Here is a 23,995-nt window from a genome sequence, read left to right as displayed (position 1 = left end):
AGAAAACACGTGGACCTGATACTCAAAGCCTGCCTGGGCGCAGCGGTGGTAGTGATCCTTGCCGCCCTGGCGAAAACCCGCAATTATTACATCGCCGGGCTGGTCCCGCTGTTTCCGACCTTTGCCTTGATTGCCCACTATATCGTCGGCAAGGGCCGCTCGCTTGAGGACTTGAAGACCACGATCCTGTTTGGCATGTGGTCGATCATTCCCTACTTCGTCTACCTGGCAGCCCTGTATGTGCTGGTCGACCGCATGCGCCTGGAGCTGTCGTTGGCGCTGGCGGCAGTGGCGTGGCTGGTGGCGGCGACGGTGTTGGTCAGTATCTGGGTGAGGCTGCACTAAGCGCAGTGCAGCCCCGCGATCAATACACCGCCAGGTGGGTATCCGTCAGCCGCTGCGTCTTCAAATAAGGCAACACCGCCCCCAGCAACGCCCCCTTGTACTGTTCCTGGAATCGATGAGCCAAGCCCGGAATCAGTTTCAACTGACTGCCCTGGATGTGCGCCGCCAGGTGTACACCATGCATCACCGGCAACAGCGGATCGGCGGTGCCATGCACCACCAGCGTCGGCACCTGCAGGCGATTGAGCAATGCAACCCGGCTCGGTTCGGCAAGAATCGCCATGATCTGACGCTCAGCCCCCTCTGGATTAAAGGCCCGGTCATAGGATTGCGCCGCTTGTTGCAGCAATGCCTGACGATCCTCCTTGACCTGCGGGCTGCCTAACGCGGCCAACAAGTCGGCCTGCTGCTCGATGGCCACTTCACGGTTTGGCGCCTCGCGCCTGGCCAGCAACTGCAGCAAGGCCGGGCTGGGCGTCGGCAAGCCTTGAGCGCCGGAACTGGACATGATTAACGTCAGGCTTTCGACTCGCTGCGGAGCAAGTGCCGCCATATGCTGAGCAATCATCCCGCCCATGCTCACGCCGAGCACGTGGAAGCGTTCGATCTGCAGGGCGTCCATCAACCCCAAGCCATCTTCAGCCATGTCATTGAGGCTATAAGGCGCCTCTACCGAGAGCCCAAGCTTGAAACGCACGACCTGATACGTCAGGTTGGCAGTGGCCGGAGCCTGACTCCAGGTGCTCAGGCCTACGTCGCGGTTGTCGTAGCGGATCACTCGAAAGCCTTGTTGGCACAAGGCAACCACCACCTCATCAGGCCAGTGGATTAACTGACCACCCAGGCCCATGACCAACAACAGCGCAGGGTCTGCGTCGCGACCGATGCTTTGATAAGCAAGGTTCAACTGTGCCAGCTCAACGTGTTCGGTCGGCACGTTGGCATCGCAACGTCCCGCTGCAAAAGAAGGTAAGGCGGCGCAGATCAGCGCCAGAAAAAAGCAAAAAGCCCGCATGACAGAAACACCAGAATGCAAATCCCCAGTAGAGCGAGAGTCTGATGACTTTCATGCGGGCGCGCTGCCACAAAACCGTGACCGTTTGATGACACTCGCTCAACGGTCAGCGCCATGGATTATCGTGAGGCAGTTCCCCGACCACCGGCCAGTTAAGACAGTTGCCTGCATTTCCCGCTTTTTATAAAAGAAGGCGCTCTTGTCGACAGACAGAACAACATGAGACAAACTCAATAAATTCGCGCTAATCTCAAATTCTGTTCATGGAGCACCGTCGTGCTGGAAATTCGCCATCTCAAAACCCTGCACGCCCTGCGCGAAGCCGACAGCCTGGTAGAAGCCGCAGAACGTCTGCACCTGACCCAGTCGGCCCTGTCCCATCAGTTCAAAGAGCTGGAAGAGCGCTTGGGCATGCAGTTGTTCATGCGCAAGACCAAGCCAATCCGTTTCACCAGCGCGGGCCTGCGCCTGCTGCAACTGGCCGATGCCACCCTGCCACTGCTGCGGGGTGCGGAGCGTGACATTGCCCGCCTCGCCGGAGGCACCGCCGGGCGCCTGCACATGGCCATCGAATGCCACAGCTGCTTCCAGTGGCTGATGCCGACCATCGACCAGTTCCGCGACGCCTGGCCAGAGGTCGAGCTCGACCTGGCCTCAGGTTTTGCCTTTGCACCATTGCCCGCGCTGGCCCGCGGTGACCTCGACCTGGTGGTGACCTCCGACCCGCTGGACCTGGCCGGCCTGACCTATGTACCGCTGTTCACCTACGAAGCCATGCTCGCGGTGGCCAACCAGCACCCGTTGGCGAACAAGCCCTACATCGTCGCCGACGATCTCGCCAGCGAAACGCTGATCACCTACCCGGTGGAGCGCGATCGCCTGGATATCTTCACCCGTTTTCTCGAGCCTGCTGACGTTGAACCCGCGCAGGTACGCACCGCAGAGCTGACCGTCATGATGATGCAACTGGTGGCCAGCGGCCGTGGTGTCTGCGGCATGCCGCACTGGGCCCTGCACGAGTACAGCTCGCGTGGCTATGTGAAGGGTAAGCGTCTGGGTGAGAAAGGCTTGTTTGCCACCCTGTATGCCGCTGTGCGCACTGACATGCTCGATGCGCCGTACATGCGTGATTTCCTCCTGACTGCCAAGGACACCTCGTTCTCCACCCTTGACGGGGTCAGCGCGGTGCGTTGAGCCTCAGGCCAGCTTGCGCTGCTCCTGTACCAGGCGCAGCGCCAGGCCCGCAAGGACAAAGCCCATCACATAGCGCTGGACCATCAGCCACAGCGGGTAGCGCACGAACCAGGCCGATAGCCCGGCGGCGAACAGCGCAATCAAGAGGTTGACCGAAAAGCTCACAGTAATCTGGGTCAGTCCCAGCATCAGGCTCTGCGCCAGCAGTGAGCCATGCTCGGGGGAGATGAACTGCGGCAGGATCGACAGGTAGAACATTGCCACTTTCGGGTTCAGCACGCTGGTCAAAAAGCCCATCATCACCAGCTTGGCCGGTGAGTCCGGGGGCAGCTCACGGGCCTCGAACGGCGAGCGCGCGCCGGGTTTGACCGCTTGCCAGGCCATCCATAACAGATAAGTAGCACCCGCCCACTTGAGCAGGTCATAACCCAGGGGAACGGCCATGAACAAGGCTGTCAGGCCCACCGCCGCGGCCGTCATATGCACCAGAAATCCGGCAACCACCCCAACCAGCGAGGTGACTCCAGCCATGCGTCCCTGGCAGATCGAACGGGAGATCAGATAGATCATGTTCGGCCCCGGGGTGAGGACCATCAACAACGCCGCGCCGGTGAACAGCAGCCATTCATGAGCGGGGATCATCGGCATTCCTTTGCAAATGGAGGGTCAGGCAGGTTGGCTAGTTAAGCGCCGGTACAGGGGCAGAATCAAGTCCCGCGTCAGCGGTGCCAACTCGAGCGTCAGTTGCTTGCGGGCCGAAACCCAGACCACTTCTTCGATCTCGGCAGCGGGCTCAACAAGCATTGCGGTGTGTACCTGAAACAACTCGGCCTGGACCTCGAAACCCGGCTCGTTGGCGGCCGAGGCGCTGAACTGGCCAAGGTACTCGGCGTCCTGCGGGTCGATCTGCAGCCCCAGTTCCTCGAACAGTTCACGGGCCAGGGCATTGACGGGCTGCTCGTCAGCCTCGATCTTGCCGCCAGGCTGCATGAAAGCCTGGGTGCCACGCTTGCGCACCAACAAGGTCCGGCCTTGGGGATCGAGCAGAAGAGCGGCGGCGATGCGGATGGTTTTGCTCATGGAAGGCTCGCAACGGAGAAAGCGCGCAAGGATCACATGTTGTCGAGCGCGGCACAATCGCATCCCCCGCAAGCACGTCATCTGTGAGAGCCGGTCCTGCTGGCGATGGCGTCAACGCGGTCTGACGAACGCACCTTGCAACCCGCGCCTGTTGGCCGCATAAACAGGCGATGAACCTGCCCGCCCAGAATCACCCGGAACTGGCTGCCTTCCATCCCGCCGTGCGCGCCTGGTTCCAGCACCGCTTTCCGACGGTGACCGCCGCTCAAGCGCAAGCCTGGCCGTTGATTCGCCGCGGTCAGTCATTGCTGGTGGCGGCGCCCACAGGCTCAGGCAAAACGCTCACTGCGTTCCTGGCAATCCTCGACGAACTGTTCGAACAAGGCCTGGCCAGCGGCCACCTGCCCGACCAGACCCAGGTGGTCTATGTCTCGCCCCTCAAGGCGCTGTCCAACGACATCCAGATCAACCTGCAAGCGCCGCTGGCAGGCATCAATGAAGCGCTGGCAGAACAAGGCCATGAGCCATTGGCCATCCGCACCGCGGTGCGCAGCGGCGATACCCCGCAAAAGGAACGCAACGCCATGCGCCGCCAGGCGCCGCATATTCTGGTGACCACCCCTGAATCACTGTATGTGCTGCTCGGCTCCGACTCCGGGCGCCAAGGCCTGGCCAACGTGCACACGGTGATCGTCGATGAAATTCACGCCCTGGCCGGCAACAAACGCGGCAGTCACCTAACGCTCAGCCTTGAGCGACTGCAAGCTCTGTGTGGCCGACCGCTGCGGCGAATTGGCCTGTCAGCCACGCAACGACCGGTGCAACGGGTCGCCGAATTTCTGGTAGGCCATGGCCGTGACTGTGCGATCGTCGACATCGGCCATGCCCGCAACCGTGATCTGGCCCTGGAAGTGCCGCCCGTTCCGCTCGGCGCCGTGATGGCTACTGATGTCTGGGACTTGGTCTACGACCGCCTGGCAGCGCTGGCCCGCGAACACCGCACCACTCTGGTGTTCGTCAACACCCGGCGCCTGGCCGAGCGTTTGACTCGGCACTTGAGCGAACGCCTGGGCGCTCAGGCGGTGGCCGCGCATCATGGCAGTCTGGCCAAGGAACACCGCCTGGATGCCGAACAGCGTCTCAAGCGCGGTGAGTTGCAGGTGCTGGTGGCCACCGCCGCCCTGGAACTGGGGATTGATATCGGCGAAGTCGATCTGGTCTGCCAGATCGGTTCACCCGGTTCGATCGCAGCCTTTCTACAGCGAGTCGGACGTGCCGGGCACCAAGTCGAGGGCACGCCCAAAGGTCGTCTGTTTGCGCTGTCACGGGACGACCTGATCGAATGTGCGGCCCTGCTCGACAGTGTGCGCCGTGGCGAACTGGACCTGCTGCAGATACCCCGCGCACCGCTGGATGTGCTGGCCCAGCAGATCGTTGCCGAAGTCAGTTGCCAGCCCTGGCAGGAACAGGCGCTGTTCGATTGCCTGCGCCAGGCCATGCCCTACGCCGAGCTGGACCCGGCGCACTACCAGGCCCTGCTGCGCATGCTCAGCGAGGGCTTCAATGGCCGTCAGGGTGTGCGCAGCGCCTACGTGCATCGCGATGCAGTCACCCGCAGCTTACGCGGACGCCGCGGCAGCCAGCTGACCGCACTAACCAGCGGCGGCACCATTCCCGACAACGCCGACTATGCGGTGCTGCTCGAACCCCAGGGCTTGAACATCGGCAGCGTCAACGAAGACTTTGCCGTGGAAAGCATCGCCGGCGACATCTTCCAATTGGGCAATACCTCTTATCGCATTCTGCGCGTGGAAAGCGGCAAGGTGCGTGTCGAGGATGCCAAGGGCTTGCCGCCGAGCATTCCCTTCTGGCTGGGCGAAGCACCGGGGCGCAGCGATGAATTGTCGTTCGCAGTCGCCCGTCTGCAAGGCGAAGTTGATCGGCGCTTGAGCGAGCCTCGCGGCCAGATGCAGGACGCGCTCACCTGGTTGCGGGAGCAGATTGGCCTCGGTATGGACAGTGCTGAACAGTTGCTCGACTACCTGGCCCGTACGCGTCAGGTCCTCGGCGCCCTGCCCTCGCAACAGACACTGATCATGGAACGTTTCTTCGATGAGTCCGGCGGCACGCAATTGATCATCCACTCGCCCTTTGGCAGCCGGATCAACCGCGCCTGGGGCCTGGCACTGCGCAAGCGCTTCTGTCGTACCTTCAATTTTGAACTGCAGGCGGCAGCCAGCGAAGATGCCATCGTCCTGTCCTTGTCAGCCAGCCATAGCTTTAGCCTGGATGATGTGTGGCGCTACCTGTCGAGCAATAACGCCGAGTCCATCCTGATCCAGGCCCTGCTCGATGCACCACTGTTCGGCGTTCGTTGGCGCTGGAACGCCGGTGTCGCCCTGGCCCTGCCGCGCTTTGTCGGCGGGCGCAAAGTGGCCCCACAGATCCAGCGGATGAAAAGCGAGGACCTGATCGCCGCAGTCTTCCCTGACCAGATTGCCTGCCTGGAAAACCTTGTCGGTGAACGGCAGATCCCGGATCACCCGCTGATCGAGCAAACCCTCGACGATTGCCTGCACGAAGCGATGGACTGTGAGGGCTGGCTGGCCTTGCTGCGGCGCATCGAACAAGGCCAGATTCGTTTGATCAGTCGTGACCTGTCGGCCCCTTCACCGCTGGCCTCGGCGATACTCAATGCGCGCCCGTATACCTTTCTCGACGATGCACCGCTGGAAGAACGGCGTACCCAGGCGGTGCTCAATCGACGCTGGAACGAGACTCAGAACAGCGATGACCTGGGGGCCCTTGACCCCGAGGCCATTGCTGCAGTGCAAGCAGAGGCTTGGCCACTTCCAACCTGTAGCGATGAAATGCACGAAGCGCTGATGAGCCTGGCCTGTATCAGCCAGGCCGAAGCCTCAGCCAACAGCCGCTGGCAGGACTGGCTTGAGGCTCTGCAACACCAAGGCCGTGCCTGCCGTTTGCAATTGGCTGAAGGCCAGTCCCTGTGGCTGGCACGTGAGCGCCTAGTGTTGCTACGTGCCGTGTTTCACCGGGCCCGGATAATCCCGGACCTACCGGCGTTGCCAGGCTTTGAGCAGCCTCTGGATGCCGACGCAGCGTTGGTTGAACTGTTGCGCGCACGCCTGAGTGGCTTCGGCCCCCTGACCACCGCGCAGATCGCCGCCCCACTGCAACTGCCCGCTGCTGATACCGAACAGGCACTGGCTCGCCTGGAAGCTGAAGGCTATGTCATGCGCGGATACTTCCTCAGCGCTCAGTCGACACTGCAATGGTGTGAACGTCACCTGCTGGCACGCATTCATCGTTACACCATCAAGCGCCTGCGTCGGGAGATCGAACCGGTCAGCCTGCAGGATTTCATGCGCTTTCTGTTCGATTGGCAGCATCTATCGCCTGCTACCCGATTGCAGGGCCAGCCGGCATTGAGCGCGGCCCTGGATCTGCTCGAAGGCTTTCCGGCAGCAGCGGCAGCCTGGGAAAGCGACCTGCTACCGACCCGGCTCAAGGATTACAGCCCGCGCTGGCTGGATGAAGCCTGCCGCGCCGGCAAATATGCCTGGACCCGCCTGGCCCCCAGTGCCGCCACCACTACACTGCGCAGCACCCCGCTGGTCATCGTGCCGCGTCCTCGCCTCGGCCTATGGCGGGCACTGAGCCCCGCCTTGGATAGCAGCGAACTGAGTCTGCGCGCACAACGGGCTCACAGCGCCCTGAGCGAGCACGGTGCGCTGTTTTTCGACGAACTGGTGCATGACGCTCACCTGCTACCCAGTGAGCTGGAAAACGCGTTGCAAGCGCTGGTCGCGGCCGGCCTGGTCAGCGCCGACAGCTTCGCCGGCCTGCGTGCACTGATCACCCCGGCCAGTAAACGTCAGGGCCGTAGCCCGCGCCGTGGGCGCGGTGCGCTGTTCGGCGGCATGGACGACGCCGGACGCTGGGCCCTGCTGCGCAAAACCTCGACAGCCGATAACCGCGATGATCACCTCGAACACATCGCCCGCATCTTGCTGCGCCGTTATGGCGTTATCTGCTGGCGACTGCTGGAGCGCGAGGCCGACTGTTTGCCCAGCTGGCGCGAACTGCTGCGTTGCTACCACCGCCTGGAAGCCCGTGGCGAAATCCGTGGCGGGCGCTTTATCAGCGGCCTGGCTGGCGAACAATTCGCCCTGCCGGAAGCGGTGGCGTTAATGCGTGAAGTGCGCCGGCGTCCCTTGGACGCCGACCTGATCGCCATTAGCGCCAGCGATCCGTTGAACTTGGTCGGCACCCTGTTGCCAGGCAATAAAGTACCGGCCCTGAGCACCAACCGCGTGCTCTACCGCGATGGCGTGCCCGTCGCCAGCCTGCTTGCCGGGGCCCTTCACTACGAACCCGGCGTAATGCCGGCACAGCAGGGCGAACTGCGCGATCGATTGATCCGTGCCCCTGGGCTTTAGCCATGAGAATGATTTTCGCTCCGCCTGATCCACGGCAAAGCTTCATGTTTACAGGGTGGCGTTGGCGCGCCCAACCGGGCTAAGGTCGGGGATTGTCCAGGCCCTGAGCCTGACCGTGCCATCGCAAGGAACCCGTATGAGCCTGTCACTTCTCAGCCGTTATGCCTTTTTTGCCGCCTGCGTATTGTTCACCCTGGCGAGCCTGCCGTTTGTCCAACACGAATGGCTGTGGCCATTCACCCTGACCACCGCGGTACTCAGTCTGATCGGACTGTTCGACCTGCTGCAAAGCCGTCACGCCGTACGGCGCAACTACCCGATCCTCGGCAACATTCGCTACCTGGTCGAAGGTATTCGCCCGGAAATCCGCCAGTACCTGCTCGAAGCCGACAGTGATGCCTTGCCCTTCTCCCGTGCGCAACGCTCACTGGTTTACGCCCGAGCCAAGAATGAGGCGTCCGACAAACCCTTTGGCACGTTGATCGATGTCTATCAATCGGGCTTCGAATTTATCGGCCACTCCATGCGCCCAGCGCCGTTGAGCGATCCGGCGAGCTTTCGGGTGATCGTCGGCGGCCCGCAGTGCACCCAGCCGTATTCAGCCTCGATCTTCAACATCTCGGCGATGAGCTTTGGCTCGCTCAGTGCCAATGCCATTCGCGCACTTAATCAGGGCGCCAAACTGGGTAACTTTGCCCATGACACGGGTGAAGGCAGCATCAGCCCTTATCACCGCGAACACGGCGGCGACCTGACCTGGGAGCTGGGCAGCGGTTACTTTGGCTGTCGCACCGCCGACGGGCGTTTTGACCCCGAACGCTTCGCCGAACAGGCCCGCAACCCGCAGGTGCGGATGATCGAGATCAAGATGAGCCAGGGCGCCAAACCCGGCCACGGCGGCATCCTGCCCAAACACAAGGTCACTCGCGAGATCGCCGAGACCCGCGGGGTGATGATGGGTGAAGACTGCATTTCGCCTTCACGCCACAGCGCCTTTTCCACGCCGATCGAAATGATGCAGTTCATTGCCCAATTGCGTGAGCTCTCAGGTGGCAAGCCGGTGGGCTTTAAGTTCTGCCTGGGCCATCCCTGGGAATTCATGGGTATCGCCAAGGCCATGATGGAAACCGGGATCCTGCCGGACTTCATCGTCGTCGATGGCAAGGAAGGCGGCACGGGTGCTGCGCCAGTGGAGTTCACCGACCATATTGGCGTGCCCCTGCGTGAAGGCCTGCTGTTCGTGCATAACACCCTGGTGGGGCTGAACCTGCGCGACAAGATCAAACTCGGCGCCAGCGGCAAGATCGTCAGTGCCTTCGACATCGCCAGTGTCCTGGCCATCGGTGCCGACTGGGCCAACTCGGCACGCGGCTTCATGTTCGCCATCGGTTGCATCCAGTCACAGAGCTGCCACACCAACAAATGCCCGACCGGCGTCGCCACCCAGGATGCCCTGCGCCAGCGCGCCCTGGTGGTACCAGACAAGGCCCAGCGGGTATTCAACTTCCACCACAGCACGCTCAAGGCGCTGGCCGAAATGCTTGCTGCTGCCGGGCTCGACCACCCGTCGCAACTGGAAGCCAAGCACCTGGTGCGGCGCGTCTCGGCCACCGAGATCAAGCTGTTTTCGCAGATGCACGTGTTCCTCAAGCCCGGTGAACTGCTCGGTGGTGAGATCAGTGGTGAGTTCTATTCACGGATGTGGCAGATGGCCCGGGCAGACAGCTTCGAGCCTAACAGCGAAGTGGCGGCCTGAGCCGCACAGGTACCGGCAGCGTGATGCTGCCGGTGGGACCCCATCGCGGGCAATGCCCGCGATGGGATTACATCACGACGCGGAACGCGCCAGCTGAACGTTGTCAGCCTTAGGCGACAGTTTGAACACGTAGTACAACACAGTCAGCAGCACCAGGAACGCTGGGCCAATGTACAGCGCCACGCGGGTTTCCTCGAAGTAGGCCATCAGACCGACCACCAGGATCAGGAACGCCAGCGCCAGGTAGGAGCTCAGCGGCCACAGCCACATGCGGTATTTCAGTGCCGCGCGTTCGGTCTCGCTCAGACCGGCGCGGAACTTCAATTGCGCCAACAGGATCATCACCCAGGTCCAGATCGCTCCGAAGGTAGCGATGGCGGTTACCCAGACGAAGACTTTCTCCGGTACCAGGTAGTTGGCCAGCACGCCCAGCAGCAGGGCGGCGATGGACAGCAGCAAGGCGTTACGCGGCACGCCGTTGCTCGAAGTGCGGGCGAAAGTCGCTGGGGCCTGACCGTTCTGCGCCAGGCTGTAGAGCATGCGACCGGTGCTGAAGATGCCACCGTTGCACGACGACAGCGCCGCCGTGATCACCACGAAGTTGATGATACCGGCGGCAGTCTTGATGCCCAGACGCTCGAAGGTCATCACAAACGGACTGCCCTGGCTGCCGATCTCGTTCCAAGGGTAGATCGAGAGGATCACGAACAGTGCGCCAACATAGAACAGCAGGATGCGCCAGAACACCGAGCCGATGGCCTGGGGAATGGTTTTTTGCGGGTTGCGCGCTTCACCGGCGGTCAGGCCGATCATTTCTACGCCCAAGTAGGCAAACATCACCATCTGCAGCGACATCAACACACCGGTCACGCCGTTGGGCATGAAACCGCCGTTGCTCCAGAGATTGGAAATACCCATCGCCACGCCGTCGTTGCCGAAGCCAAAGGCGATGATGCCGATGCCTCCCAGCACCATGGCAATAATGGTGACGATCTTGATCAGAGCAAACCAGAACTCGAACTCACCGAAGGCCTTGACCGCGATCAGGTTGATCGCGCCCATGCTGCCCAAGGCCGCCAGGGCCCAGATCCAGCGCGGCACATCGGGGAACCAGATGCCCATATAGATGGCCACCGCGGTGATCTCCGCAACGCAGGTCACCAACCACAGGAACCAGTAGTTCCAGCCGGTCAAAAAGCCCGCCAACGGGCCAAGGTAATCTTGAGCGTAACGGCTGAAGGAGCCTGCGACCGGGTTGTGCACGGCCATTTCACCGAGGGCGCGCATGATCACCAGGATCGCCAGACCACCGATGATGTAGGACAGCATGATTGCCGGTCCGGCCATTTCAATGGCCTTGGCCGAACCCAGGAACAGGCCGACACCGATACAGGCGCCCAGCGCCATCAGGCGAATATGTCGCTCGCCGAGTTCTCGCTTGAGCGGGCCGCCCTGGGCGGTCTCACCGTGAGAAGGATGGTTGCCGACTGGCATAGAAATACAACCTCATTTTGTTATTGGATATGACCATTCGTGCAGGCCTGGTACCGCCGATAGGCTGGATACGCTGCCTTGCCGGGCGCCACCTTGTGAGCGGTCCCGTCTGCCGACACGCAATTTGCCGACAAAGCGAAAGGGGCGAGCAGTATAGAAAGGCCACTGTAGGGCTTTTCACTATAAAGAGCAGGATATTTGGCGAGAACTCTCGGCAAAAAACCCATTCACGGAGGGGCATTCCCCGTGTTTTCTCCAGTACAACCAACAGGGCGGCTAACATAGCACCAAAACGGGGCATTACAACCTCCACCAAAGGCGCACGGCCTACCCATTTTTAGGAGCAGCCTTACAAGGCTTACAAATTTTTCACCAAACTCGCTCACCGTCTAAGCTTCAGGCAAGCAAGACGAAAATACGTAGCCGGGCTGAACACTATGGGCGCACTGTGGCAATCGGAACCAACGAGTAAGGAAACTCCCACTGAATCCCTTGAAGAATCGCCTTCGCCGAAAAGCCCTCGCCAGCGTCATCTGTGGTGGCGGCTGGTCTGGCTGGTGCTGCTGCTCGCCCTGATCGCGCTGGGCGTGGCCATCGCTAACGAGATGCACACTTCACGCCTTCAATCACGCGAACTCAGTCAATTCGCCTCGACCTTGACGTACTCGCTGCAACCAGGCCCCAGCGACGCCATCCTCTATCCCGGCGAGGGTCCGTTCGATAAGCGCCTGGGCTACAGTGCCCTGGGCGAATTCCTGCCACGCCTGCTCAAACGCGATTACGTGATCAGCGAACAGGTGCATTTCTCCCCCGCGTTAATGGACTACACCGAGCACGGTTTCTTCGTGCCCTATAAAGAAAAGATCCAGACAGGCCTGTCGATTACCGACTGCAAGGGTGACGTGCTGTACCAGTACCACTACCCGCAGTACCTGTACCCGGACTTCGACTCCATCCCACCGGTCATCGTCAACAGTCTGTTGTTTATCGAGAACCGCGACCTGCTCGACCCCAACGATCCCTACGCCAACCCAGCGGTGGACTGGCCGCGTTTTGCCAAGGCGGCTTACAGTCAGGTCGCCAAGTACCTGGCCCTGCCCGGCCAATCCGCTGGCGGCAGCACCCTGGCTACCCAGCTGGAGAAATACCGACATTCGCCCGACGGCCTTACGGTCTCTGGTGCGGAAAAAATCCGCCAGATGATTTCCGCCAGCGTCCGCGCTTACCAAGGCGGTGCACAAAGCCTTGAAGCCCGCCAACGCATCGTCCGCGATTACCTCAACAGCGTGCCGCTATCGGCAGTGCCAGGGCATGGTGAGGTCCATGGCATGGCAGAGGGACTGCGGGTCTGGTATGGCGCCGACTTCGCCCAAGTCAACCAGGCGCTGGCCTCCACTGAGAGCGATCCGGCAAGCCTGGCCGCGCGTGGCCTGGCCCTGCGTCAGGTCCTGTCACTGATGATTGCCCAACGCCGCCCGTCGCACTTTCTGTCCAAAGGGCGCAACGAACTGGCTGAACTCACCGACAGCCATATCCGTGTTCTGGCTGCCAGCAATATCGTTGACCGGCCACTTGCCGAAGCAGCACTGGCCAGCAAAGCGGTCTACCGCGACTGGGTAGCACAACCCACCATTCAGCCAATTGTCACCAACAAGGGCATCAGTGTCGCCCGCAGCCGTCTGTCTCTGGCCCTGGCCCGGCCGCTCTACGACCTTGACCGCCTCGACCTGTCGGCCACCAGCACCTTGCAGTCGGACTTGCAGGGCCAGGTCAGCCAATACCTCAAAGACCTCGCCGATCCGGCCATCGCCGAGAAGCTCGGTCTGTTTGGCGAGCGCTTGCTGACCCCGACCAGCACTACCCAAGTGCGCTACAGCTTCACCTTGCTCGAGCGCACTGCCAACGGCTCGCGGGTACGGGTGCAAACCGACAGCACCGACCAGCCCTTCGATATCAACGAGGGCAGCAAGCTGGAACTGGGCTCCACCGCCAAGCTGCGAGTGCTGACCAGCTACCTGGAAATCATCGCCGAGCTGCATGACAAGTACGCCGCGACCCCCGCCGCCGACCTGAAGAACGTCGAGGTTGCAGAGCTGGACTTCATCACTCGCTGGGCCATCGACTACCTGATCCAGAACAAGGACCGCAACCTCACGGCGATGCTCGATGCCGCCCTTGATCGCAAGTATTCGGCCAGTCCCGGTGAAGCCTTCTTTACCGGTGGCGGCATGCACGTGTTCAATAACTTTCGCAAGGAAGACAACAGCCGTATCCCCACCCTCAAGGATGCCTTGCGCGAATCGATCAACCTGCCGTTCATACGCTTGATGCGTGATCTGGTGCGCTACAGCACCTATCAGACCCCGGGCAACAGCATCAAATTGCTTCGGGACGACACTGAGCCGCGGCGTCAAGAATACCTGGCGCGTTTCGCCGACAAAGAAGGCACTGATTACCTGCGCCGGTTCTGGAAAAAGTACCGTGGCAAAACCTCACAACAGCGACTGGACACCTTCCTCGACGGCTTGCGCATCACCCCGATCCGCTTGGCTGCCGTACACCGCTATCTGTTCCCGGAGGCCGACCAGGCCACCTTCAATGCCTTCGTCCGCGCGCACCTGAAAAAAGAACTGCAGGACAAAAAGCGCGCGCCGAGTAAACAAGACACGGTGACCGACAAGCGACTTGACGATATGTACTACGCCTACGGCCCAGGCAAGTTCGACCTGCCCGATCAAGGCTTTGTCGCCAAGGTTCACCCGCTGGACCTGTGGCTGCTGGGCTACCTGCTCCACAACCCCAGCGCCAGCTTCCAGGACGCAGCGCAAGCCAGCCAGTTCGAGCGCCAGGAGGTCTACAGCTGGCTGTTCAAGAGCCGCCACAAGGGCGCTCGTGACAGCCGCATTCGTACCTTGGTGGAGATTGAGGCGTTCCTCGACATCCATCGGCGCTGGAAACGCGTTGGCTATCCCTTTGATCACCTGGTGCCGTCACTGGCCACCGCCATCGGCAGCTCCGGCGACCGGCCGGCGGCACTGGCCGAGCTGATCGGGATTATTCAGAACGATGGCATTCGCTTGCCGGTATTGCGTATCGATACCCTGCACTTTGCGGCTGATACACCGTATGAAACACGCCTGGCAGGTGATCCCGACCTGGGTCAGCGGGTGCTCTCGGTGGAAGTCGCCCGGGCCCTGCGTGGCGCCCTGTCGCAGGTGGTCGATGCCGGTACCGCACGACGGGTATCGGGCAGTTTCAAACTCAACGATGGCACGCCAATGGTTATGGGCGGCAAGACCGGTACCGGCGACAACCGTCTCGAAAGCTGGGGCGCCGGTGGCCGCTTGCTTGGCTCGAAGGCGATCAACCGTACGGCAACGTTTGTGTTCTTCCTCGGCGACAACCACTTCGGCACCCTCACCGCCTTCGTACCCGGGCGTGCGGCAGAGTCCTTCAAGTTCACCTCGGCCTTACCGGTGCAGGTGCTCAAGGGCATGGCGCCGATCCTTACGCCGTATCTGCAACCAGGCAGCCATACCTTGTGCAAGGCGCCGCCGCAGGTGGCAAAGCAATAGTCTGCTCATGACTTATCCAGTCGCTTGGCTGCACTCCTTGCTGTAGCCGCTGCCGAGGCACGAGGCTGCGATCGACTGCAAAGCAGTCGTGGCCACTTCATTCACCCAGACGAATCGTCTGTGACCTGGTTTTGCGGCCGTTTCACGCCCGATCGCAGCCTTACGGCAGCGGCTACAAGGGGCCAGTCAAGAAGTGGCCCCAGACAAAACCAGAGCAACTGTTCAGCCAGACCATTCGTCCCTTTCCTGCCTAATACGAGAAATACTCTCACTCTCATGCTTGCCTAAAGATATATCTTGAGTACTATCTAAAGACATATCTAAACGCAAAAGGGAGCCCTTCATGCGTGAACATCCTCCTCACCGTGATCATGGCGAACGCCATGACGGTCTCGAGCGCCGCCATAACCGCGAACGTGGCGACCGCGGCCCACGGGTCTTCGCCCCGGGTGATCTGAAATTGCTGCTGCTGTCGATGCTCGCCGAGCAGCCCTGCCACGGCTATGACCTGATCCGCCAAATCGAGAGCCTGTTTGGCGGCAACTACAGCCCAAGCCCTGGCGTGATTTATCCGACGCTCACCTTCCTGGAAGAAAGCGAGTTGATCGTCGGTCAGGTCCACGGAAGCAAGAAACGCTACAGCGTCACCCCTGCCGGGCTTGAGTCACTGGCCGAACAGTCGATCGCCCTGGACGGTGTGCGCATGCGCATCGAAGTCAGCAAGCGTTCGCTGTGCGGGCACGACCGCCCACAGGAAATCCATGAAGCGGTGCACAACCTGCGTCATGCCCTGCAGATGCACAGTGGCCGCTGGAGTCCGGCAGAAATCGAACGGGTCCGCACCCTGCTCAACAACACCGCCAAAGCCATCGTCGCAGGCCCCACTGCGACGTCTACGGAGACCGCAGTATGAGTGTCAGCGAAAACACCGCAATTCACCGCGTCAACCACGAGATCAAACGCCGCTGCCTGAACGTGCTGCGGGTCACGGAGCTGACCCCGCGCATGCGCCGCATCACCCTCGGAGGGCCAGAACTGCAAGGGTTTACCAGCATCGGCAGCGACGACCACATCAAGTTGCTGTTCGCCTGTACCCCACAAGAGCAGGCGGTGCTTGATAGCAACGAACTCAGCCTGGATGGCATGCGCCCAACCATGCGCGAATACACCCCACGCCGTATCGACCTGGCCGCCGGGGAACTGGATATCGACTTTGTTCTGCATGGCGACGGCCCCGCCTCGACCTGGGCTGCGCAGGCCGAGGTCGGACAGATCCTCAATATTGCCGGGCCACGCAGCTCAATGGTGGTACCGGACATCTTCGACAGCTACCTGCTGATCGGTGACGAAACGGCGATCCCGGCCATTGCCAGACGCCTGGAAGAACTGCCGGCCACGCGTAAGGTACTGGCGGTCATCGAGATTGAGGATGCACACGAGCAGCAGGCCCTGGCGAGTCAGGCGCAGGTTGAAGTGATCTGGGTGCAGCGGCATCAGCAGGACCTGCTGCAGGTGGTGAACGATCTGACCCTGCCTGAAGGCCAGTTGTATGCCTGGGTTGCCTTGGAAAAAGCACTGACGCGCAGCACCAAACGCCTGCTGATCGAGCAAAAAGGCCTCAAGGAAGAGCGGATCAAGGCCGCCGCCTACTGGCGCCTCGACCCTAACGACGACGCGTAAACCGGCACTATCAGGGTTGCGTCCTGGCTCTGGCCAGGCGCCCGCCCTGCCAGCGATCCAGACCCAGCAGCATCAGGCCGATGACAACAAAGCCCAGCAGTATCGCCAGCGCGTTAAATACCACTTGGGCAAAGCCAAGCTTGGCCACATCAATAAACGGATAGGGGTACACCCCCAGCGACTCCCCGCGCAGCAGTGCATAGCCAAAATACCCTAATGGGTACAGTACCCAGACGCCAAGGTGCTTGAGGTGCAGGCGGCCTTTCTCCACACAGCACCACCAGTACAGGACGAAGAGCACCGGCATGACATCATGCAAAAGCTCATCGGCCAGCCACTGCCAACCGTGCGGGTGCCACAGATGACGCAACAACAGACTGTAGGCCACGCCAACCAGAACGATACTGGCGGTCACCCCGGTGCTGACCGCAGGGGAGAGAAACCAGCGCCGCGCGCCTGACGCCCTGCCGAATGCAGCTTGGCTGAGCACCACAGCCACCAGGGTATTGCTCAATACTGTGAAAAAACTGAAAAACGTCACCAGGCCGCCGATCAGGCTTGCCTGCTCCTGCCAGCGTGCCAGCAACACCAGGTACATCTGAATTGCCAGTGCACTCCAGCCCAGACAAGCAGCCAGGCCGATCACGACCTCGCGCCGGACCATCGGCTTAACGACGACCGCGCTGCAGCTTCAGGTAGAGCCGTTCGACTTTCTCCCGTGCCCACGGCGTGCGGCGCAAAAAAGTCAGGCTCGACTTGATGCTCGGATCGCTCTTGAAGCAACGGATATCAACGCGCTCGGCCAGCCCTTCCCATTGATAGTGCGCCACCAGCGCGGTGAGGATCTGCTCCAGGGTCACGCCATGCAGCGGATTGGGGTTGGCGTTGGTCATGCCTGTGCTCCAGCGAATCAAAGGTGCGCACCTTAGCCCAGGGGCGGGCCGCAAGTCTTCAGACTTTTAAACATTCTAGTGCACGCAACCCCTGTGATGAGCTCACGCCCACAGTGAATGCAGGCGCGTTGCAATGAACGCCAATGGTAATGTTATATTATATCAATATTATAACGCTACCAAGGAAACCCGCCGCCCATGCGTCACTTGCCCCTTCGACTCTCTCCCATCGCCGCCGCCCTGTGGCTCGCTTCGCCACTGAGTCAGGCTGTGGAGCTCGAATCCCAGGTCATCACCGCCAACCCGCTGGGTAACAGCGAGCTGGCTGCCCCCACGACAGTGCTCGAAGGTGACGACCTGACCCTGCAACAAAAAGGTAGCCTCGGCCAGACCCTGAACAACCAACCCGGCGTCGCTTCGACCTGGTTCGGCCCCGGGGCCAGTCGTCCGGTGATCCGCGGCCTGGATGGCGACCGCATCCGTATTCTGCGCAATGGTGTCGGTGCCCTGGATGCGTCGTCGCTGTCCTACGATCACGCCGTACCGTTGGACCCGGCGACCGTTGAGCGCATCGAAATCGTCCGTGGTCCCGCTGCCCTGCTCTATGGCGGCAACGCCATTGGTGGAGTGGTCAATAGCTTTGATAACCGCATTCCCACCTCGCCCATCGACGGTATTCAGGGTGCCGGCGAGTTGCGCTATGGCGGGGCCGACACCACCCGCAGCAGCGCCGGCAAACTGGAAGCCGGCGATGGCCGCTTTGCCTTGCACCTGGACGCCAACAGTCGCCAGTTCAATGACCTGCGCATTCCCGGCTACGCCCGCAGCTCCAAGGTGCGTAATAGTGAAGAGCCAGGGGACCGCCACCGCCTGGAAAACAGTGACGGCCGTCAGGATGGCGGCGCCCTCGGCGGGGCCTACCATTGGGATCACGGCTATACCGGCCTGTCCTACAGCCGCTACGACTCAAATTACGGCTCAGTGGCCGAACCGGGCGTACGCCTGGACATGCAACAGGATCACTACGGCTTCGCCTCCGAATTGCGGGACCTGGACGGCCCTTTCAGCACATTGAAAATCGACCTCGGTTACACCGATTACCAGCACCGCGAACTGGAAGGCGGCGACGTGCATACCACCTTCAAGAACAAGGGCTACGAAGCGCGGGTCGAAGCGCGGCACCAGCCATTGGGGCCGGTGGAAGGCGTGATCGGCGCCCAAGTCAGCCGCAACGAGTTTTCCGCTCTGGGTGAAGAAGCCTTCGTACCGCAGACCGATACCGACTCACTGGCGCTATTCATGCTTGAACAATGGCAAGCCAGCGAGCGCCTTAACCTGAGCCTGGGCGGTCGCCTGGAACACACCCGCATCAATCCCGACAGCCAGGGCAGTGAACGTTTTGCCCATGCCGACAGCACCAGCAGCTTCACCGCCGCCAGCCTGTCTTCCGGGGCCGTCTATGAACTGACGCCTATCTGGTCACTGGCAGCCACCCTTGGCTACACCGAACGCGCACCGACCTTCTACGAGCTGTATGCCAATGGTGCCCACGTCGCTACCGGCACCTATGAGGTCGGCGATCCTGACTTGAATAAAGAGAAAGCGATTTCCAGCGACTTGGCCCTGCGCTTCGACAACGGCACGCACAAAGGCAGTGTCGGCGTGTTCTATAGCCATTTCCGCAACTACATCGGTCTGCTGGCCAGCGGCAATATGCGCGAAGGTCACGATCACGACCATGGCGAGGAAGACCACGATCATGACCATGACCATGGGGGTGACGTACCCGAGTATCTATACAAAGGCGTGCGCGCCCGCTTCTACGGGATCGAGGCCCAGGACCGCTGGCAACTGGCGCAAAACCGCCTGGGCAGCTTTGCCCTGGAACTGTCCGGCGACTACACCCGAGCCAAGAACCTGGACAGCGGCGAAGACTTGCCGCGTATTGCCCCGCTGCGCCTGAACAGCGGCCTGCTGTGGGAACTGGAGCGCTGGCAGGCACGGGTTGATGTGCAGCATGCCAGCGCCCAGCATCACAAACCGGACAATGAAACCAGCACCGATGGCTATACCACCTTGGGCGCCAGCCTGGGCTATCGCTTCGACATCGGCCAGAGCCAGTGGCTGGCCTTTGTTCGCGGTGAAAACCTCACCGACCAGACCGTGCGCTATGCCAGCTCCATCCTACGTGACATCGCTCCGGCTCCGGGGCGGAGTGTCGAGGTGGGCCTGCGCACCCGTTTCTGATTGCTGATCAGAGCCGTCGTGGGAGCGGATTCATCCGCTCCCACAATAAAGGACAGTTTCCACTGATAGCTGCTCCACGCTGTGTTCCCACCGGACTGTTACCGATCCGGCAACGGTGCCTCTTGTTGAATTGACTTTTTTTATTACAAATTCAGCTATATCCTCCCCGCCGCAAGCTGAACCGCTTCAGTTAACTCCCCTGCAGCCTTATCGCCGACGATCCCCAGGACCCGGTGCACTTGCCGTTTGTTCAACAATCAAAAGATAGCGCTATCTCATGCCTCAGATTCATCGTTCACGCCTTTCCCCCGCCACCCGAACGTTGCTTTCGGGTCTGGCCATCGCCAGCCTGGCACCGACTGCCCAGGCGGCTGCGATGTTCGCCAGTGACTCGCCATGGATGCTCGGCGATTGGGGCGGCACCCGCACGGAGCTGGCTGAGCGCGGCTACGACTTTACCCTCGGCTACACCGGCGAGATGGGCGCCAACCTGCACGGCGGCTATGACGACGACAAAACCGCACGCTACAGCGACCAGTTCACTCTCGGTACTCACTTCGACCTGCAGAAGATCCTCGGCTGGCACGACGCCGAGTTCCAGCTGACCGTCACCGAGCGCAACGGCAACAACATCAGCAACGACCGTATCAACGACCCGCGAGTTGGTGGCTTCACCTCGGCCCAGGAAGTCTGGGGTCGTGGCCAAACCTGGCGCCTGACGCAGATGTGGATCAAGCAGAAGTACTTCGATGGCGCCCTGGATGTGAAATTCGGCCGTTTCGGTCAAGGCGAAGATTTCAACAGCTTCCCCTGCGACTTCCAGAACCTGGCCTTCTGCGGCTCCCAGGTCGGCAACTGGGTCGGCGACATCTGGTACAACTGGCCGGTCAGCCAGTGGGCCCTGCGGGTCAAGTACAACCTGACCCCCGAGCTCTATGCGCAAATCGGTGCCTATGAGCAGAACCCCTCGAACCTGGACCGTGACAACGGCTTCAAGCTCAGCGGTAGCGGCACCCAAGGTGCGGTGATACCGGTCGAACTGGTGTGGAGCCCGGCCGTCAACGGCCTGAAAGGGGAATATCGCGCCGGTTACTACTACAGTAATGCCAAGGCAACTGATGTCTACAAGGACAGCAACGACCAACCGGCGGCACTGAGCGGCCAGGCTTATCGCAGCAGTTCGAGCAAGCACGGCTTCTGGCTCGGTGCCCAGCAACAAGTAACGTCGCAAGCTTCCGACCACTCCCGTGGCCTGAGTGTGTTCGCCAACGCCACGTTGCACGACAAGAAGACCAACGCCATCGACAACTATGTTCAGGCAGGTGTGGTGTACAAGGGGCCCTTCGATGCCCGCGCCAAGGACGACATCGGTTTCGCCCTGGCCCGCGTGCACGTCAACCCTGCCTACCGCAAGAACGCCAAGGCGCTTAATCAAGCCAACGGCGTCAGCGACTACAACGACCCCCTGTTCCGTCCGATCCAGGACACCGAGTACAGCGCCGAGCTGTATTACGGCATTCACCTGGCTGACTGGCTGACCGTGCGCCCGAACCTGCAGTACATCCGCCACCCCGGTGGCGTGAGCCAGGTCGACGACGCGCTGATCGGCGGGATCAAGATTCAAAGCAGTTTTTAATCGCCCTTTTCACCTAACGGAGAACACACGATGAGCACAGAAGGTGCCTTGAGTAGAACCCGCTGGCTGCCGCGCCTGATTGGCGTGCTGTTGCTGCTGATGGGCCTGGCCCTGCTGGCGGGCGGTATCAAGTTGAGCCAGCTTGGCGGCTCGCTGTATTACCTGATCGCCGGAATCGGCTTCGCCCTGTCGGGCATCCTCCTGCTGGCCCTGCGCCGTCACGCCCTGGGCTTGTATGGCCTGGTACTGCTGGGCAGCACCCTCTGGGCGCTGTGGGAAGTGGGCCTGGACTGGTGGCAACTGGTGCCGCGTCTGGCCCTGTGGTTCGCCCTCGGCGTGGTGCTGCTGTTGCCTTGGGCACGCCGCCCACTGCGCGGCAATCCGTCGAAGATCAACCCCGCCCTGCTGAGCCTGGCCGTGGTCCTCTCGGGGGCAACGGCGGTGGCCAGCCAGTTCACCCATCCCGGTGAAATCAAGGGCAAGCTGGGTCGCGACAGCAGCGGCCTGAGTAGCACTGCGCCGCAAATGCCCGATGGCGATTGGCAGGCTTACGGCCGCACCGAATTTGGTGATCGCTATTCACCGCTGCGTCAAATCACTCCGGACAACGTGCACAAGCTGCAGGAAGCCTGGCGCATCCGCACCGGTGACCTGCCGACCGACAATGACCCGGTGGAACTGACCAACCAGAACACCCCGCTTAAGGTCAACGGCATGCTCTACGCCTGCACGGCCCACAGCAAGGTGCTGGCCCTGGACCCGGACACCGGCGCTGAAATCTGGCGCTTCGATCCACAGATCAAGAGCCCGGTCGGCTTCAAGGGCTTCGCCCACATGACCTGCCGTGGTGTCTCGTACTATGACGAAAACAGCTACGTCAGTGTTGACGGCAGCCCGGCGCCGAAGATCTCTGATGCAGGCCAGGTCGTTGCGCGCAGCTGTCCGCGTCGCCTTTACCTGCCCACCGCCGACGCACGCCTGATTGCCCTGAACGCCGACACCGGCAAGGTCTGTGAAGGCTTTGGCAACCAGGGTGTAATCGACCTGACCACGGGCATCGGCCCGTTCACTGCTGGCGGTTACTACTCCACCTCGCCAGCGGCGATCACCCGTGAACTGGTGATCATCGGTGGTCATGTCACCGATAACGAATCGACCAACGAACCGTCCGGGGTGATTCGTGCCTACGACGTCCACGATGGCCGTCTGGTGTGGAACTGGGACAGCAACAACCCGGATGACACCGCACCACTGGCACCGGGCAAGACCTACAGCCGCAACTCGGCAAACATGTGGTCGCTGGCCAGTGTCGACGAGAAACTGGGCATGGTCTTCCTGCCCCTGGGCAACCAGACTCCTGACCAGTGGGGCGCTGACCGCACCCCTGGCGCCGAGAAATTCAGCGCCGGTATCGTCGCCCTCGACCTGGCCAACGGCAAGGTACGCTGGAACTACCAGTTCACCCACCACGACCTGTGGGACATGGACGTCGGCAGCCAGCCGACGCTGCTCGACCTGAAGACCGCCGATGGCGTCAAACCGGCGCTGATCGCCCCGACCAAACAGGGCAGCCTGTATGTGCTGGACCGTCGTGACGGCACCCCGATCGTGCCGATCCGCGAGATCCCTGCCCCGCAAGGTGCTGTCGAAGGCGACCATACCGCACCGACCCAAGCACGCTCGGACCTCAACCTGCTCGGGCCGGACCTGACCGAACAAGCCATGTGGGGCGCCAGCCCGTTCGACCAGATGCTCTGCCGCATCCAGTTCCGCGAATTGCGCTACGAAGGCCAGTACACCCCGCCGTCGCTGCAGGGCAGCCTGGTCTATCCGGGTAACGTTGGCGTGTTCAACTGGGGCAGTGTCTCGGTCGACCCCGTCCGGCAGATGCTCTTCACTTCGCCGAACTACATGGCCTTCGTCTCGAAGATGGTGCCACGCGAGCACGTCGCCGCCGGCAGCAAGCGTGAGAGCGAAACCAGTGGTGTGCAACCGAACACCGGCGCCCCGTACGCAGTGATCATGCACCCGTTCATGTCGCCACTGGGCGTGCCTTGCCAGGCGCCTGCCTGGGGTTATGTGGCCGGTATCGACCTGACCACCAACCAAGTCGTGTGGAAGCACAAGAACGGCACCAGCCGTGACAGCTCGCCGATTCCGATCGGCTTGCCGATTGGTGTGCCAAGCATGGGTGGCTCGATCGTCACCGCGGGTGGTCTGGGTTTCCTCAGTGGCACCCTGGACCAGTACCTGCGTGCCTACGACAGCAACACCGGCAAGGAACTGTGGAAATCGCGCCTGCCAGCAGGTGGCCAGGCCACGCCAATGACCTACACCGGCAAGGACGGTAAGCAGTACGTCCTGGTGACCGCTGGCGGCCACGGCTCGCTGGGGACCAAAATGGGCGATTACGTAATCGCTTACAAATTGGCGGAATAAAGCCCGTAGGGCGGCCTGGCCGCCCATCACCGGCCAGGCCGCCTCCCACAGGGGCGATGTAAGCAAACTTTGTGGGAGCTGGCCTTGCCAGCGATACCGACGCCGCGCAACATGAACCCTCAGCCATTGAAACCGCCCCCCACCCGCCCCATCTAAGCACCATAGTCATTACGCAGGTGCC

The 23,995-nt window shown here is 61.5% G+C and carries 16 protein-coding genes; 10 read left to right on the top strand and 6 right to left on the bottom strand.

Features of this window, described 5'->3' with window-relative positions:
* Positions 1–18: 18 nt before the first annotated feature.
* A complete protein-coding gene (locus CX511_RS06210; RefSeq protein ID WP_177327797.1) occupies positions 19–345 on the top strand; it encodes a GlpM family protein in 327 nt (108 codons plus the stop codon).
* A 19-nt stretch (positions 346–364) separates the two neighbouring features.
* Here CX511_RS06210 and CX511_RS06205 read toward each other — a convergent pair whose 3' ends face one another.
* Positions 365–1,360 (bottom strand): alpha/beta hydrolase, encoded by a 996-nt coding sequence (locus CX511_RS06205; RefSeq protein WP_045185702.1) that lies wholly within the window; start codon positions 1,358–1,360, stop codon positions 365–367.
* 276 nt (positions 1,361–1,636) lie between these two features.
* On the opposite strand from CX511_RS06205, the gene metR reads away from it, so the two are divergent.
* Positions 1,637–2,554, top strand: coding sequence for a transcriptional regulator MetR (metR, locus tag CX511_RS06200; protein ID WP_045185700.1), 918 nt, complete (start codon positions 1,637–1,639; stop codon positions 2,552–2,554).
* Between the two features lie 3 nt (positions 2,555–2,557).
* Here the strand turns inward: metR and CX511_RS06195 are convergent, their stop codons facing one another.
* On the bottom strand, positions 2,558–3,196 hold the full coding sequence (locus CX511_RS06195) for a LysE family translocator (protein ID WP_101293700.1): 639 nt from the start codon (positions 3,194–3,196) through the stop codon (positions 2,558–2,560).
* A gap of 24 nt (positions 3,197–3,220) precedes the next feature.
* Positions 3,221–3,634, bottom strand: a complete 414-nt coding sequence (locus tag CX511_RS06190; RefSeq protein ID WP_045185697.1) for an NUDIX hydrolase — start codon at positions 3,632–3,634, stop codon at positions 3,221–3,223.
* Positions 3,635–3,804: 170 nt separating this feature from the next.
* Here CX511_RS06190 and CX511_RS06185 point away from each other — a divergent pair, with 170 nt between their 5' ends.
* Positions 3,805–8,094 carry a DEAD/DEAH box helicase gene (locus CX511_RS06185; protein WP_101293701.1) on the top strand — a complete coding sequence of 1,430 codons (4,290 nt, stop codon included), beginning with the start codon at positions 3,805–3,807 and terminating at the stop codon, positions 8,092–8,094.
* Between the two features lie 136 nt (positions 8,095–8,230).
* Positions 8,231–9,850 carry an FMN-binding glutamate synthase family protein gene (locus CX511_RS06180; protein WP_045185695.1) on the top strand — a complete coding sequence of 540 codons (1,620 nt, stop codon included), beginning with the start codon at positions 8,231–8,233 and terminating at the stop codon, positions 9,848–9,850.
* A 72-nt stretch (positions 9,851–9,922) separates the two neighbouring features.
* Here CX511_RS06180 and CX511_RS06175 read toward each other — a convergent pair whose 3' ends face one another.
* Positions 9,923–11,344 (bottom strand): amino acid permease, encoded by a 1,422-nt coding sequence (locus tag CX511_RS06175; protein WP_045185693.1) that lies wholly within the window; start codon positions 11,342–11,344, stop codon positions 9,923–9,925.
* 437 nt (positions 11,345–11,781) lie between these two features.
* On the opposite strand from CX511_RS06175, the gene CX511_RS06170 reads away from it, so the two are divergent.
* The 3 genes from CX511_RS06170 to CX511_RS06160 all read left to right on the top strand — a co-directional run bounded on the left by CX511_RS06170 (position 11,782) and on the right by CX511_RS06160 (position 16,599).
* Positions 11,782–14,919 (top strand): transglycosylase domain-containing protein, encoded by a 3,138-nt coding sequence (locus CX511_RS06170; RefSeq protein ID WP_045185691.1) that lies wholly within the window; start codon positions 11,782–11,784, stop codon positions 14,917–14,919.
* A 343-nt stretch (positions 14,920–15,262) separates the two neighbouring features.
* Complete coding sequence (locus CX511_RS06165) at positions 15,263–15,832, top strand: PadR family transcriptional regulator (RefSeq protein ID WP_101293702.1); 570 nt, start codon at positions 15,263–15,265, stop codon at positions 15,830–15,832.
* Positions 15,829–16,599, top strand: coding sequence for a siderophore-interacting protein (locus CX511_RS06160; protein ID WP_101293703.1), 771 nt, complete (start codon positions 15,829–15,831; stop codon positions 16,597–16,599). Before CX511_RS06165 ends, CX511_RS06160 begins: the two co-directional genes overlap by 4 nt.
* A 10-nt stretch (positions 16,600–16,609) precedes the next feature.
* Here CX511_RS06160 and CX511_RS06155 read toward each other — a convergent pair whose 3' ends face one another.
* Complete coding sequence (locus CX511_RS06155; RefSeq protein WP_045185686.1) at positions 16,610–17,263, bottom strand: Pr6Pr family membrane protein; 654 nt, start codon at positions 17,261–17,263, stop codon at positions 16,610–16,612.
* A gap of 4 nt (positions 17,264–17,267) precedes the next feature.
* On the bottom strand, positions 17,268–17,492 hold the full coding sequence (locus CX511_RS06150; protein ID WP_045185684.1) for a VF530 family protein: 225 nt from the start codon (positions 17,490–17,492) through the stop codon (positions 17,268–17,270).
* Between the two features lie 198 nt (positions 17,493–17,690).
* Here CX511_RS06150 and CX511_RS06145 point away from each other — a divergent pair, with 198 nt between their 5' ends.
* From CX511_RS06145 to CX511_RS06135, 3 genes are all read left to right on the top strand, one after another.
* A complete protein-coding gene (locus tag CX511_RS06145; protein ID WP_101293704.1) occupies positions 17,691–19,739 on the top strand; it encodes a TonB-dependent receptor in 2,049 nt (682 codons plus the stop codon).
* Positions 19,740–20,016: 277 nt separating this feature from the next.
* Positions 20,017–21,375: a carbohydrate porin gene (locus tag CX511_RS06140; protein WP_045185680.1), complete on the top strand. Its 1,359-nt coding sequence runs from the start codon at positions 20,017–20,019 to the stop codon at positions 21,373–21,375.
* A gap of 30 nt (positions 21,376–21,405) precedes the next feature.
* Positions 21,406–23,814, top strand: a complete 2,409-nt coding sequence (locus CX511_RS06135; protein WP_101293705.1) for a glucose/quinate/shikimate family membrane-bound PQQ-dependent dehydrogenase — start codon at positions 21,406–21,408, stop codon at positions 23,812–23,814.
* Positions 23,815–23,995 lie beyond the last annotated feature (181 nt).

It is taken from the genome of Pseudomonas sp. S06B 330, assembly GCF_002845275.2.
GTDB lineage: Bacteria > Pseudomonadota > Gammaproteobacteria > Pseudomonadales > Pseudomonadaceae > Aquipseudomonas.
This window is presented reverse-complemented; position numbering and strand designations above follow the sequence as displayed.

Coding starts and splice junctions, on each gene's coding strand:
- CX511_RS06185 (WP_101293701.1), top strand. CDS start 3,805: ATGAACCTGCCCGCCCAGAATCACCCGGAACTGGCTGCCTTCCATCCC.
- CX511_RS06145 (WP_101293704.1), top strand. CDS start 17,691: ATGCGTCACTTGCCCCTTCGACTCTCTCCCATCGCCGCCGCCCTGTGG.
- CX511_RS06175 (WP_045185693.1), bottom strand. CDS start 11,344: ATGCCAGTCGGCAACCATCCTTCTCACGGTGAGACCGCCCAGGGCGGC.
- CX511_RS06165 (WP_101293702.1), top strand. CDS start 15,263: ATGCGTGAACATCCTCCTCACCGTGATCATGGCGAACGCCATGACGGT.
- CX511_RS06140 (WP_045185680.1), top strand. CDS start 20,017: ATGCCTCAGATTCATCGTTCACGCCTTTCCCCCGCCACCCGAACGTTG.
- CX511_RS06195 (WP_101293700.1), bottom strand. CDS start 3,196: ATGATCCCCGCTCATGAATGGCTGCTGTTCACCGGCGCGGCGTTGTTG.
- CX511_RS06205 (WP_045185702.1), bottom strand. CDS start 1,360: ATGCGGGCTTTTTGCTTTTTTCTGGCGCTGATCTGCGCCGCCTTACCT.
- CX511_RS06160 (WP_101293703.1), top strand. CDS start 15,829: ATGAGTGTCAGCGAAAACACCGCAATTCACCGCGTCAACCACGAGATC.
- CX511_RS06170 (WP_045185691.1), top strand. CDS start 11,782: ATGGGCGCACTGTGGCAATCGGAACCAACGAGTAAGGAAACTCCCACT.
- CX511_RS06155 (WP_045185686.1), bottom strand. CDS start 17,263: ATGGTCCGGCGCGAGGTCGTGATCGGCCTGGCTGCTTGTCTGGGCTGG.
- CX511_RS06180 (WP_045185695.1), top strand. CDS start 8,231: ATGAGCCTGTCACTTCTCAGCCGTTATGCCTTTTTTGCCGCCTGCGTA.
- CX511_RS06190 (WP_045185697.1), bottom strand. CDS start 3,634: ATGAGCAAAACCATCCGCATCGCCGCCGCTCTTCTGCTCGATCCCCAA.
- CX511_RS06135 (WP_101293705.1), top strand. CDS start 21,406: ATGAGCACAGAAGGTGCCTTGAGTAGAACCCGCTGGCTGCCGCGCCTG.
- CX511_RS06150 (WP_045185684.1), bottom strand. CDS start 17,492: ATGACCAACGCCAACCCCAATCCGCTGCATGGCGTGACCCTGGAGCAG.